The sequence below is a fragment of the Streptomyces sp. NPDC049541 genome, from assembly GCF_044465725.1.
Taxonomy (GTDB): Bacteria; Actinomycetota; Actinomycetes; order Streptomycetales; family Streptomycetaceae; genus Streptomyces.
In genome coordinates, this window is sequence record NZ_JBITLY010000002.1 from 803,134 (window position 1) to 815,505 (window position 12,372).

The 12,372-nt window shown below is 72.4% G+C and carries 10 protein-coding genes and 1 pseudogene; 9 read left to right on the top strand and 2 right to left on the bottom strand.

Going from position 1 to position 12,372, the window contains the following annotated elements; translation table 11 throughout:
* The first annotated feature begins 37 nt into the window (after positions 1-37).
* The 5 genes from ACIBW9_RS10790 (at position 38) to ACIBW9_RS10810 (ending at position 6,723) form a co-directional block, all read left to right on the top strand.
* A complete protein-coding gene (locus ACIBW9_RS10790; RefSeq protein WP_398953402.1) occupies positions 38-1,054 on the top strand; it encodes an asparaginase in 1,017 nt (338 codons plus the stop codon).
* A 367-nt stretch (positions 1,055-1,421) separates the two neighbouring features.
* Positions 1,422-2,834: an aspartate ammonia-lyase gene (aspA, locus tag ACIBW9_RS10795; protein WP_398953404.1), complete on the top strand. Its 1,413-nt coding sequence runs from the start codon at positions 1,422-1,424 to the stop codon at positions 2,832-2,834.
* 45 nt (positions 2,835-2,879) lie between these two features.
* Entirely contained in the window at positions 2,880-3,809 is a 930-nt protein-coding gene (locus tag ACIBW9_RS10800) for a glutaminase (protein WP_398953406.1), read from the top strand.
* A 176-nt stretch (positions 3,810-3,985) separates the two neighbouring features.
* Positions 3,986-5,380, top strand: a complete 1,395-nt coding sequence (mptB, locus tag ACIBW9_RS10805) for a polyprenol phosphomannose-dependent alpha 1,6 mannosyltransferase MptB (protein ID WP_398953408.1) — start codon at positions 3,986-3,988, stop codon at positions 5,378-5,380.
* Positions 5,377-6,723 (top strand): glycosyltransferase family 87 protein, encoded by a 1,347-nt coding sequence (locus ACIBW9_RS10810; protein ID WP_398953409.1) that lies wholly within the window; start codon positions 5,377-5,379, stop codon positions 6,721-6,723. The genes mptB and ACIBW9_RS10810 overlap by 4 nt, the downstream gene beginning before the upstream one ends.
* Before the next feature lie 83 nt (positions 6,724-6,806).
* Here ACIBW9_RS10810 and ACIBW9_RS10815 read toward each other — a convergent pair.
* Positions 6,807-7,931: pseudogene (locus ACIBW9_RS10815) on the bottom strand (D-alanyl-D-alanine carboxypeptidase family protein); the annotation flags it as partial.
* On the opposite strand from ACIBW9_RS10815, the gene ACIBW9_RS10820 reads away from it, so the two are divergent.
* Genes ACIBW9_RS10820 through ACIBW9_RS10835 form a run of 4 tightly spaced genes read left to right on the top strand, consistent with a single transcriptional unit; the run spans position 7,919 to position 11,665 of the window.
* Positions 7,919-8,857 carry an ABC transporter ATP-binding protein gene (locus ACIBW9_RS10820; RefSeq protein WP_398953411.1) on the top strand — a complete coding sequence of 313 codons (939 nt, stop codon included), beginning with the start codon at positions 7,919-7,921 and terminating at the stop codon, positions 8,855-8,857. The pseudogene ACIBW9_RS10815 and the gene ACIBW9_RS10820 sit on opposite strands and share 13 nt — an antisense overlap.
* Entirely contained in the window at positions 8,854-9,693 is an 840-nt protein-coding gene (locus ACIBW9_RS10825; RefSeq protein WP_398953413.1) for an ABC transporter permease, read from the top strand. Before ACIBW9_RS10820 ends, ACIBW9_RS10825 begins: the two co-directional genes overlap by 4 nt.
* A 23-nt stretch (positions 9,694-9,716) precedes the next feature.
* The gene (locus tag ACIBW9_RS10830; RefSeq protein WP_398953415.1) at positions 9,717-11,000 is read left to right on the top strand and encodes a sensor histidine kinase; all 1,284 of its coding nucleotides are present in this window, start codon (positions 9,717-9,719) and stop codon (positions 10,998-11,000) included.
* Positions 10,997-11,665, top strand: coding sequence for a response regulator (locus ACIBW9_RS10835; protein WP_398953417.1), 669 nt, complete (start codon positions 10,997-10,999; stop codon positions 11,663-11,665). The genes ACIBW9_RS10830 and ACIBW9_RS10835 overlap by 4 nt, the downstream gene beginning before the upstream one ends.
* Positions 11,666-11,796: 131 nt before the next feature.
* On the opposite strand, the gene ACIBW9_RS10840 is transcribed toward ACIBW9_RS10835, so the two are convergent.
* On the bottom strand, positions 11,797-12,270 hold the full coding sequence (locus tag ACIBW9_RS10840; RefSeq protein WP_398953419.1) for a nuclear transport factor 2 family protein: 474 nt from the start codon (positions 12,268-12,270) through the stop codon (positions 11,797-11,799).
* Positions 12,271-12,372: the final 102 nt, after the last annotated feature.

Here is a 12,372-nt window from a genome sequence, read left to right on the forward strand (position 1 = left end):
CGCCGGCTCCAGACAACCCCGAAGTGAACAGGCAGTGATGTACAGCAGCTCCCTCGCGGACGCCCCCGCGATCCGCGAACCCCTCCACGCGCCCGTCGCGCACGTCGTCCGCGGCGGAGTGACCGAGGGCGTCCACTACGGCTCCGTCGTCGTCCTGGGGGCGGACGGTGAGGTCGAGTTCCAGCTCGGCGACATCGAGGCCGCCTTCTACCCGCGCTCCTCGCTCAAGCCCGTCCAGGCCGCCGCCATGGTGCGGGCGGGGCTGCCGCTGGAGGGGGAGCTTCTCTCGCTCGCCGCCGCCAGCCACTCCGGCGAGGAACGCCACCTCGCCGGGACCCGGCGGATCCTGGAGCTGGCCGGCGTCACGGAGGACGACCTGCGCAACGTCAAGGACATGCCGTACGACCCGGCGGTCCGCGACACGTGGATACGCGAGGGCCGCGAGCCCTCCCGGCTGGCCCAGAACTGCTCCGGCAAGCACGCGGCCATGCTGTACACCTGCAAGCTGAACGGCTGGTCCCTCGACGGCTACCTCGACCCGGAGCACCCGCTCCAGCAGGCGATCGCCGAGATCGTCGAGGACCTCACCGGTCAGCGGATCGCCCGGGTCACCGTCGACGGATGCGGCGCCCCCCTCTTCTCCATCTCCCTGCACGGCCTCGCCCGGGCCGCTGCCCGCATCACCACGGCGGCCCAGGGCACTCCGGAGGCCCGGGTCGCGGACGCCATGCGCGAGCACGCCGAGATGGCCTCCGGCGCCGGCCGCGATGTCGCCTCCCTGATGCGGGCCGTTCCCGGGCTTCTCGCCAAGGACGGTTTCGAGGGCGTGGAGGTCGCCGCCCTGCCCGACGGCCGGGCGGTCGCCGTCAAGATCTCCGACGGCGCGAACCGGGCCCGGATCCCGGTCACCGCCGCCGCCCTCGCCCGGGCCGGAGTCGACCCCGCCCTCCTCAACCCGTTCGCGGGCGAGCCCCTCCTCGGCGGAGGCGAACCGGTCGGCGAGATCCGCCCGGTCCGCGCGCTGGAGCCCCTCACGGTCCGGGCCTGCGCCTGAGCGCCGGTGTCACCTCCCGCCCGGGCCGGTACACACGCCTTGTGGCTCCCCCGCTCGCGACCTCGCACGAGCGGGCGCCCCGGCCGCCGTGCGCTGATCCGAGCGGGCATGGGACACGGGCCCTGACGGCTCCGGTGGCCACCGAGTGTGCGCGGTGGCCACCGGCGGACCACCGGATCCGGTCGCGGGACGGCCGGATCCACGCCGCCGGCGCACCACCGGCCGGCCCCCGAACCACCGGTCCCGTCACCACCGGGCCGGTGCCTCGACCGGCTCGGGCGGGCGTCACCCCGTACCGCCCGAGCCGGCTCCACCCCCGACGTCGCCAGCAACTCAACCCTCACCCTCAGAAAAGGACCCGCACCTCATGACCGCCGCCGCCACTCGCAGCGAACACGACCTGCTCGGAGACCGCGACGTCCCCGCCGACGCCTACTGGGGTGTTCACACCCTGCGCGCCACGGAGAACTTCCCCATCACGGGAACCCCCATCTCCGCCTACCCGCACCTGATCGACGCCCTCGCCGCCGTCAAGGAGGCCGCAGCCCTCGCCAACGAGGAACTCGGCCTGCTGGAGCCCAAGAAGGCCGCCGCCATCGTCGAGGCCTGCCGCGAGATCCGCGACGGCAAGCTGCACGACCAGTTCGTCGTCGACGTCATCCAGGGCGGCGCCGGCACCTCGACCAACATGAACGCCAACGAGGTCGTCGCCAACCGGGCGCTGGAACTGCTGGGCTTCGAGAAGGGCCAGTACCAGCATCTGCACCCCAATGAGGACGTCAACCTCGGCCAGTCGACCAATGACGTCTACCCGACCGCTGTCAAGATAGCGACGGTCTTCGCGGTACGTGGACTGCTCAAGGCGATGTCCGTACTGCAGGACGCTTTCGCCCGCAAGGCCGTCGAGTTCCGCACGGTGCTCAAGATGGGCCGTACACAGTTGCAGGACGCGGTGCCGATGACGCTCGGTCAAGAGTTCTCCGCGTATGCCGTCATGATTGACGAGGACCGCAACCGTCTTGACGAGGCCGTCCAGTTGATCCATGAGATCAACCTGGGCGCCACGGCCATCGGCACCGGACTCAATGCCCCCGCCGGATACGCCGAGTCGTCCCGCCGCCACCTCGCCGACATCACCGGCCTGCCCCTGGTCACCGCCGCCAACCTGGTCGAAGCCACCCAGGACTGCGGCGCGTTCGTGCAGATGTCCGGCGTGCTCAAGCGGATCGCCGTCAAGCTCTCCAAGAGCTGCAACGACCTGCGGCTGCTGTCGTCGGGGCCGCGCGCGGGTCTCGGCGAGATCAACCTGCCGCCGGTACAGGCCGGTTCGAGCATCATGCCCGGCAAGGTCAACCCGGTGATCCCCGAGGTCGTCAACCAGGTCGCCTTCGAGGTGATCGGCAACGACGTCACCATCACCATGGCCGCCGAAGCCGGACAGCTGCAGCTCAACGCCTTCGAGCCGATCATCCTGCACTCCCTCTCGGAGTCCGTCACCCACCTGCAGAGCGCCTGCCTGACACTCGCCGAGCGGTGCGTCGACGGCATCACCGCCAACACCGAGGCGCTGCGCGCGAGCGTGGAGAACTCCATCGGCCTGGTCACCGCTCTCAATCCGCACATCGGGTACACGGCCGCCACCGACATCGCCAAGGAGGCCCTCGTCACCGGCCGGGGCGTCGCCGAACTCGTCCTGGAGAAGGGCCTGTTGCCCGCCGAACGCCTCGCCGACCTGCTGCGGCCCGAGGTCCTCGCGGGCAGCGGCCCCGCCCTCGCCTGAGCCACGGCCGCGCGCCAGGACCGACCCGGAGGCACAATAGTGATCATGACAACGACGTCGTCCCACGCCTACCAGCCGGTCCTGGAGCGGATCGCCGAGGAGATCGGGCGCACCCCCGGCCGCGGCCGCCCCGCCGACTACATCCCGGCACTGGCGGCCTGCGACCCGCGCCGCTTCGGCATGGCCGTCGCGGAACTGGACGGCACGGTGTACGGCGTGGGGGACTGGCGTGAGCCGTTCTCCACGCAGTCCCTCACCAAGGTCTTCACCCTCGCCCTCGACCTGGCCCGCGAGGGCGACGAACTGTGGGAGCACGTCGGCCGCGAGCCTTCCGGCAATCCCTTCAACTCCCTGGTCCAGCTGGAGTACGAGAACGGCATCCCGCGCAACCCGTTCATCAACGCGGGCGCCCTCGTCGTCACCGACCGCCTGCAGACCCGTACCGGAGACGCGGCGGGCGAACTGCTGGCCTTCCTGCGTGCGGAGAGCGGCAACCCGGCCCTGGACTTCGACAAGGACGTCGCCGCCTCCGAGGCGGCACACGGCGACCGCAACGCCGCCCTCGCCCATTTCATGGCGTCCTACGGCAACATCGACAACCTGATTCCGGTGCTGCTCGACCAGTACTTCCGCCAGTGCTCCCTCACCGCCTCCTGCGCGGACCTCGCCCTCGCCACCGGGTTCCTGGCCCGCCACGGCCTCCGCGCCGACGGCAGCCGGCTGCTTTCCCAGAGCCAGGCCAAGCAGGTCAACGCGGTGATGCTGACCTGCGGGACCTATGACGCGGCGGGCGATTTCGCCTACCGCGTGGGCCTGCCCGGCAAGAGCGGCGTGGGCGGCGGCATCATCGCGGTCGTGCCCGGCCGCTGCACGCTGTGCGTGTGGAGCCCCGGGCTCGACGAGCGCGGCAACTCGGTCGCGGGCGTCGCGGCGCTGGACCGCTTCACGACCCTGACGGGCCTGTCGGTGTTCTGAACCTCCTCGTCCCCGGGCCGAACCCGGCCTCCGGTGAAGGAACCCGGTCAGCCCGGCGCCCCGGGGGGTTCTCCGCCGCCGTGCGATCACGTGCCGGTCACACGCAGGCCCCCGAGCCGAAGGCGGCACGTCAACTTCCGGCCACCAGGCGTTGACACGCTTCCCGAGTGTTGGCCATGGCTTTCCCCGTCGATCTCCGCCGCTGCCAGGTACTGGGCCTGGCCGGCACCGCCTTCCTCGCGCTGGGAGGTGAGACGGCCGGTGCCCTGCCCGTGCGGGATCTCCTCGCCCCGGCGACCGCCCGCGCGGCCCTGGGCCTGGTCGGTGTGTACTTCGGCGTGGTGCTGCTGATCGCCGCCTGGGTGCTGCTCGGGCGGCTCGTGCGCAGCGCCGATGCGCCGACCCCGCGCGAACTGCTGCTCGTGCTCGCCGTCTGGGCGGCCCCGTTGCTGCTGGCCCCGCCGCTGTTCAGCCGGGACGTCTACAGCTACCTCGCGCAGGGCGCCATGGTCGACGCCCACATGGACGTCTACGCATACGGGCCCGCCCACCTCGGCGGCCCCCTCGCGGACGAGGTGGCCCCGCTGTGGCAGCACACCGGCGCCCCCTACGGCCCGGTGTTCCTCGCCGTCGCCTCCGCCCTGTCCGGCCTGACCCGCGGTGAACTGCCCGCCGGGCTGGTCGGGATGCGGCTGGTCGCGCTGCTCGGTGTGGCACTGATGGCGGCCGCGCTGCCCCGGCTGGCCCGGCACAGCGGCGCCGACCCGGCCGCCGCGCTCTGGCTCGGCGCCCTCAACCCGCTGGTGCTGCTCCACCTGGTCGCAGGCGCCCACAACGACGCCATCATGCTCGGCCTGCTCGGTGTCGGCCTGGTCGCGGCCCTCGGCCGGTGGCCGCTCCTGGGCGCGGTACTCGTCACGCTCGCGGCCCTGGTCAAGGCGCCCGCCGTGCTCGGGCTCGCCGCGGTCGTCGTCCTCCAGGTGCGGGCCGGGCGGCGCCCGGCAAAGGCCGTCCTGTCGACCTGCCTTGCCGCCGCGGCCACCACGGTCGCCGCGACAGCCGTCGCCGGCACGGGCTACGGCTGGATAGGCGCCCTCGACACCCCCGTCTCCCCGCACAACTGGGCCCTGACGAGCCTCCTCGGCCGCGCCACCGGAGCCATGCTGGAACACCTCGGCAGCGACCTCGCCCCCCTCGCCCTGCCGGTCTGGCACCTGCTCGGCCTGGCGACCACCGCGCTCCTGATAGCGGCCATATGGTGGCGGCTGCGCCCCCGCCCGGTCTACGCGCTCGGCCTGAGCCTCGCCGCCGTTGCTGCCTTCGGCCCGGCGATCCGTCCCTGGTACGCCCTGTGGGGGTTGTTCCTCATCGCCGCGGCGGCCCCCACCACCTCGGTGCGGCACCGGGTGGCGGCCGTGACGGGCGTGCTCGCGCTCGCCGCCCTGCCGAGCGGCGGGCCGGTCGACAGCGGGCAGTTGATGCTGGCCGTCTCCGGCGGGGCGCTGGCGGTGGTGGTCCTCTGGCAGGTCCACCAGGCGGCCCACGCGTCCGTGCTGGGAGAAACCGCATGACCCTGCCCCGCACCGACCGCGGCCGACTGCTCCTGGTCCTCGCCCTCGCCGCGGCCGTCACCGCCTTCACCGCGACCGTGCCGCTGCTGCGCGACTGGTTCGACCTGCGGGTGTACTACGGCGCCGTCAACACCTGGATCCACCATGGCGGCCGGCTGTACGACTACCGGGTGCCGGGCACGGAATACGGCTTCACCTACCCGCCGTTCGCCGCCGTCAGCATGCTGCCCATGGCCCTCGTCGGGCTGCGCACGGCGATCGCCGGATCCCTGCTGCTCAACCTCGCGGCCCTCGCCTGGGTCCTGCACATCCTCACCCAGGGGGCCTGGCGCCGCTACGGCTGGTTCGGCTGCGCCCTGGGCGCGTGCCTGCTCACCCTGTTCGAACCGCTCCGCGACACCTTCAGCTTCGGCCAGGTCAACGTCCTGCTGCTGGCGCTGGTCCTCACCGACGCCTGGCTGCTGACCAGGGGGCGGCAGCGCTGGGCGGGCATCGGCATCGGTCTGGCGGCCGCGGTCAAGCTCACCCCCGCACTCTTCATCGGCCTGCTCCTGCTCGCCGGCCGTCGGCGTGCCGCCGCGGTCGCGACGGCCGTCACCGCGGCGGCGACAGGCCTCGCCGCCTGTGTTGCCCCGGAGGCCTCCCGCTTCTACTGGACCGAGGCGCTGTGGGACACCAGCCGGGTGGGTCGCCTCGACTACGTCTCCAACCAGTCGCTGCAGGGCATCCTGGCCCGGCTCGGCGTGGCGGACCGCGCGATGTGGGCGGCAGTGGTCCTGGTGGTCCTCGGTATCTGGGCCCGGCGCACCCGCCGGGCCGTCGCCGCCGCCGACTGGCCGGCCGCCTTCGCGCTCACCGGCCTGACCGCGTGCCTCGTCAGCCCCATCACCTGGGTGCACCACCTGGTGTGGCTGCTGCCGTCCTTCGCCGTACTGATCCGCGCCGGGCACCCGCGCCTGACGGGCGTTCTGTACGGGGTGCTGTGCACCAGCGTGGTGTGGCTCTGGTTCCACGACGCCTCCGGCGTCGACGGATTCCTCGGCAGCAACACCTACACCTGGATCACCCTGGGACTGCTGCTGTGGCTGCCGGTGGGTCAGCTCCGCGCCGACAGCGCGCCCCTGCGGCGCAGCGCCAGCGCCACCGCTCCCGCGCCTAGTGCGACGGCGCCCGAGATGACCCCTGCCGTCGGCCACCCCGACCCGCCGTCCGGCGCGACGGCCACCGGCGTGGCGCGCGGCCCCGGCCGGGGCCTGTCCAGCAGCGCGTCCAGCGACCCCACCGGTTCGACCCGCCCCGCCGCCTCGAACCCCCAGTCCAGCAGTTCGCGCGCCTCCTCGTAGACGGTGAAGCCGCCGCCCGCCTGAGGGTTCATCACGGTGACCACGAGCGTGCGCCCGCCCCGGCGGGCGGCGGCGACGAGCGTGTTGCCCGCGTCGCTGGTGTAGCCGTTCTTGACGCCGATCAGCCCCGGATACGGCTCCACACCGTCCGCCCCGGTCAGCAGCCGGTTGGTGTTCTCGATCTCGTACGACCAGCCGCCCCCGCCCGGGAACCTCGCCACCGCCGTACCGCAGTACTTCGCGAAGTCCGGATTGCGCAGCCCGGCCCGGCCGAACACCGCCAGGTCGTACGCCGACGACACCTGGCCCGGTGTGTCGTACCCGTCGGGCGACCGCACCTGCGTGTCGAGGGCCCCCAGCGAACGGGCCCTGGCCTGCATCTGCCCGGCCGTGGTCTGCCAGCCGCCGTTCAGGGAGGCCAGCACGTCCACGGCGTCGTTCCCGGAGTTGAGGAAGACCCCGCGCCACAGATCGGCGATCCGGTACGTCCGCCCCTCGGCGACCCCGACCCTGCTGCTGCCCTCACCGATGTCCTCCAGCTCCTCCTCCCGCACCGTGTGCCGGGCGCCCGCCGGCAGCGTCGGCAGCACGGTCAGCGCGAACAGGGTCTTCAGCGTGCTGGCGGGCGGCAGCTTGCGATGGGCTTCGTGCGCGGCCAGCACGTCCCCGCTGCGGGCGTCCGCCACCACCCAGGACAACGCGGACACGTCCGGAATCCCAGGCGCCCCGTGATGGGGCCGCACCAGGGTGCCCTCGCGATACAGGAACGAAGGATCCGGCAGCGCCGCCCGCGGCACACCGGGCGGAGTGGGCTCCGCGCCCGCGGCGACGGGCGTGAACGCAAGGACACCCGCCACGCCGAGCGCGCATGCGGTGGCGGCCGTCCGGGACGAGAAATGGATGATCACACGATCAACGTAGGAATCGGCCCGGCATCCGGGACGGAGACCGGGCCGGGGGCGGCACTCCAGCACCCGGATGCCGCAGTGCCGGACCTGCACAGGGCCCGGACCGCCTGCTGCGACCACGCGAAGCCCACGAACGCGCACACCGACGGCAGCCGCGTAGTACCGCGGTACTACGCGCTCAGCCCGGGTCGGCCTCCCGGTACCACGGGATCGGGCGGATCGGCTCCTAGCGTTGCCGGTGAGGCGCCGGAAGTGACGGACGCCGTAAGCCGACAGAGAGAGCGCCAATGATCGACGCACGGCAGCTGACCAAGAGGTACGGCGACAAGACGGCCGTGGACGGGCTGGACTTCGTCGTGAAACCGGGCACGGTGACCGGGTTCCTGGGCCCCAACGGCGCGGGCAAGTCCACCACCATGCGCATGATCGTCGGACTCGACGCCCCGACGAGCGGCTCCGTCACCGTGAACGGCCACCACTACGCCCGCCACCGGGCCCCGCTCCAGGAGGTCGGGGCCCTGCTGGAGGCGAAGTCGATCCACCCGGGCCGCTCGGCGTACAACCACCTCCGCGCCCTCGCGCTGACCCACGGCATCCCGCGTCGCCGGGTCGACGAGGTCGTCGACCTCGCCGGCCTTGCCAGTGTGGCGAAGAAGCGGGCCGGTGCCTTCTCCCTCGGGATGGGCCAGCGGCTGGGCATCGCGGCCGCGCTGCTGGGCGATCCGCAGACCGTGATGCTGGACGAGCCGGTCAACGGACTCGACCCGGAGGGCGTCCTCTGGATCCGCAACCTGCTCAAGGCGCTCGCCGACGAGGGCCGCACGGTGTTCGTCTCCTCGCATCTGATGAGCGAGATGGCGCTGGTGGCGGACCACCTCATCATCGTGGGCCGGGGACGCCTGCTGGCCGACACCACCGTCGGGGAGCTGATCCGCGAGGCGGGCGGCGACACGGTGAAGGTCGCCACCGAGGACCCGGCGCGGCTGCGGGACGTCCTCGCGGGACCGGGCGTCGACATCACGGGGCGCGTGGGCTCCGAGGAACTGCAGGTGACGGGGCTGAGCGCCCGCAGCATCGGCCTGAAGGCGGCCGAGCACGGGATACCCCTGTTCGAGCTGACCGCGAGGACGGTGTCGCTGGAGGAGGCATTCATGGACCTGACCAGGGAGGCCGTGGAGTACCACGGATCCACGACGGGGATCGAGACCCTCGGGAGGCCGGCATGAGCACCCTCACCGCAACCGCCGAAGAACCCCGCACCGCACCCGCCCGCCCCGCCTACCGGGTGACCGGACGGCGCGTGCTGTCCTCGGAGTGGGCCAAGCTGTGGTCCCTGCGCTCGACCTGGATCACCCTGGGCCTCGGCCTGCTGTTCCTGGTGGCGTTCGGGCTGATCGCCGCGAGCCGGTACAAGTCCGGGATCAACTCCGGCCGCATGGACCGCGACTTCGCCACCTCGACGGCCGTGAGCCTGTCCCTGTTCGGTACGAACTTCGCCCAGCTGGCCCTCGGAGTCCTCGGCGTGCTGGTCACGGCGGGGGAGTACTCGACCGGCATGATCCGCTCCACGCTCGCGGCGGTGCCCCGCAGGCTGCCCGTGCTGTGGTCCAAGGCGACGGTGTTCGGGCTGGTCGCGCTGGCGGTGGGGACGCTGGGCGCGTTCGTCGCCTTCCTGTTCGGCAGCGGCATCGTCTCGGGGACGCCCGCGGCCATGGGCCTCTCGCACGCGGGTGTCCTGCGCAGCCTGCTGGGCGCCGGCCTGTATCTCGGCCTGGTCGGGGTGATCGGCACCGCGCTGGGTGCGCTGCTGCGGTCGGTGGCCGGCGGGATCTCGGTGCTGGTGGCCACGTTCATGCTGATCCCGGGACTGATCTCGCTGCTGCCGAGCTCCTGGCAGGACAACATCAGCCCCTATCTGCCCTCCCACGCGGGAGAGTCGGTGTTCGCCCTGACCCACGACTCGACGACCCTGTCGCCCGGCGCCGGGCTGCTGGTCTTCCTGAGCTGGACGGCGCTGGCGCTGGCCGGCGCGGCCTACCGGCTCGCACGCAGCGACGTCTGACGCACCATGGACAGGTGACGTCCGTGACCACCGATGACATCAGCGGGATGGGACCGCTGGTCGCCCGTCTGTCCCGGGGCGGCCAGCGGCTCAGGCAGGCGGACCGGAACCGTCCGTGGGTGCTGGACACCGCGGTCGTGGTCCTGGTCTTCCTGATGTTCTGCCTGCCCGATCTGCTGCGCGGCGGGGCCGGCGACGGCGACGGCGACGGCCCGCGCCGCTTCCGGCTCGTCTTCACCCAGCTGCCCCTCGCCGGGATGCTGGCACTGCAGGCCGGACTGGTGCTGCCGCTGCTGTGGCGGCGGCGCAGGCCCCTGGTCGCCTTCGGCGTCATCGCCGCGGTGTTCGTCCTGCAGTGGTCCCTGAACGCGGTGCTGCGCGCCGACATCGCCCTCTTCGTCGCCCTGTACAGCCTGGCCCTGCACGGGCGGCTGAAGCAGCTGCCGTGGGCCTGCGCCGCCATGGCGGGCGCCATGGTGCTGGTCGCCCTGCGGGTGTCCGCGGCCATGTCCGTCTGGGACGCGCTGTTCTTCCTGCTGAGCACCACGACCGCGGCCCTCGCGCTCGGCCTGATGGTCCGCATCCGCCGGGCCCAGCTGGCCGGACTGCGGGAGCGGGCCGCCCGGCTGGAGATCGAGCGGGACCAGCGCAGCCGGCTGGCCACGGCCACCGAACGCACCCGGGTCGCCCGCGAGATGCACGACATCGTCGGCCACAACCTCTCCGTCATCATCACCCTTGCGGACGCCGGCGCCTACGCCACCGACACCGCACCCGAACGCGGCAAGGAGGCCCTCCAGCTCATCGGCGACACCGGCCGCCAGGCCCTCGGTGAGCTGCGGCGCGTACTCGGTGTGCTCCGCGAGGCGGCGGACGGCCCGCAGCCCGGGCCCGAACTCAGCCCGCAGCCGGGCATCGCGGACATCGACGCCCTGTGCGCCAAGGTGCGCGCCGCCGGACTGGAGGTCGTCTACCGCACCTCCGGCGACGTGGACGCCCTCGACAGCGGGGTGCAGCTGACGGCGTACCGCATCGTCCAGGAAGCCCTCACCAACACCCTCAAACACGCCGACGCCGACACCCGGGTACACCTGGCGATCATCGAGACGGACACCCGGCTGACCATCCGGGTCCAGGACACCGGCCCGGCGACACCGCAGGGCCCGCACGAGGAAGGGCACGGACTGGTGGGCATGCGGGAGAGGGCGGCGCTGTACGGCGGGACCGTCAGCGCGGGACCGGCGGGCGGCGGAGGCTGGAGCGTCGAAGCCGTCCTCGACCTCACGCCCCAAGGCGGTGTCCGGTGACCACGGTGCTCGTCGTGGACGACCAGCCGCTGCAACGCTACGGCTTCCGCATCCTCCTGGACTCCGTCCCCGAGACCGAGGTCGTCGGGGAGGCCGCGCACGGCGCGGAGGCCGTGCGCAAGGCCGCCGAACTGCGCCCGGACGTCGTCCTCATGGACATCCGGATGCCCGGCATGGACGGCATCGAGGCCACCCGCCGCATCGTGGCAGCCGGCGAGCGTTCGCGCGTCCTCGTGCTCACCACCTTCGACCTCGACGAGTACGTCCACGCCGCCCTGCGCGCCGGGGCCAGCGGTTTCCTCCTCAAGGACGCGCGCCCCGAGGAACTCCTCGCCGGCATCCGCGCCGTCGCGATCGGCGACGCGGTGATCGCGCCCGCGCTCACCCGCCGCCTCCTGGACGAGTTCGCCCAGTACGTCCCCGCGCACCGGGGCGACCTCGCCGAGGACCCGAGGCTGAGCTCCCTCACCGACCGCGAGCGCGAGATCCTCGTCGCCGTCGGCAAGGGCTGGACCAACGGCGAGATCGCCGGGCACTTCGTGCTGTCCGAGTCCACCGTCAAGACCCACGTGGGCCGCGTCCTCGCCAAGATCGGTGCCCGGGACCGCATCCAGGCCGTGATCTTCGCCTACGACCTCGGACTCGCGCGGCCGAACACGCAGTGAACGGCACGGGGCCGCCCGGGCGGCCCCGTGGAGGGTGCGGGCTCAGCCGTTCGGCCCTCGACGACTTCACGTTCCCGACCAGCTTCTCCGTCGCCAAGGAGGTCTTCGGAGGGCATGTCCGACAGAGCACGTCAAGCCGGGGCCGTGGTGGGGGCGGGCACCTGCGGAGGGGGACCCTGGGTCCACACCACCCGCAGGGTCGAGGAGGAGATCCGCCAGCCCTCGGGCGTCCTGACCAGTTCCGCGTCTGCATGGCCCGCCGAGATGAAGACGCTGCCGGTGCCGTCCGCCAGGACGTGGGTGCTCAGCTGCACGCCACGGGTGGTGGCCCGCTCACCGTCGATCTCTATGACGGCGTTGGTGCCCAGGTGCACGGTTCGGTCGAACAGTGCCATACCCTGCCGGACGCGGGCCAGCAGAGCATCGCGGCCATGGACGGTCCCGATGGGCATCTCGGCGGTGACGTCTTCGGTGTGGAACACGCGCGCCCATTCCTCGTCGAAGACCCCCTCGTCCAGAGAACGCAGGTAGCGGTCCAGCAGATCGGTGATCTCGGCGCGGTCGGTCAGGGTCTGCAGCTGTCGCTGCATCTCTTCGATGTCCATGCCTGAAGGCTCGTCCCTCAAGCGCGGTTGAGGTCAAGGTGTCCGTTCCCGGCGACGTCCTGGACTCACTGCCCGAGGACATCCCGCGGCCCACCTGGGCGC

Excerpts from the sequence above, each read along its gene's own strand:
- ACIBW9_RS10790 (WP_398953402.1), top strand. The coding sequence starts at position 38 with ATGTACAGCAGCTCCCTCGCGGACGCCCCCGCGATCCGCGAACCCCTC.
- aspA (WP_398953404.1), top strand. The coding sequence starts at position 1,422 with ATGACCGCCGCCGCCACTCGCAGCGAACACGACCTGCTCGGAGACCGC.
- ACIBW9_RS10800 (WP_398953406.1), top strand. The coding sequence starts at position 2,880 with ATGACAACGACGTCGTCCCACGCCTACCAGCCGGTCCTGGAGCGGATC.
- mptB (WP_398953408.1), top strand. The coding sequence starts at position 3,986 with ATGGCTTTCCCCGTCGATCTCCGCCGCTGCCAGGTACTGGGCCTGGCC.
- ACIBW9_RS10810 (WP_398953409.1), top strand. The coding sequence starts at position 5,377 with ATGACCCTGCCCCGCACCGACCGCGGCCGACTGCTCCTGGTCCTCGCC.
- ACIBW9_RS10820 (WP_398953411.1), top strand. The coding sequence starts at position 7,919 with ATGATCGACGCACGGCAGCTGACCAAGAGGTACGGCGACAAGACGGCC.
- ACIBW9_RS10825 (WP_398953413.1), top strand. The coding sequence starts at position 8,854 with ATGAGCACCCTCACCGCAACCGCCGAAGAACCCCGCACCGCACCCGCC.
- ACIBW9_RS10840 (WP_398953419.1), bottom strand. The coding sequence starts at position 12,270 with ATGGACATCGAAGAGATGCAGCGACAGCTGCAGACCCTGACCGACCGC.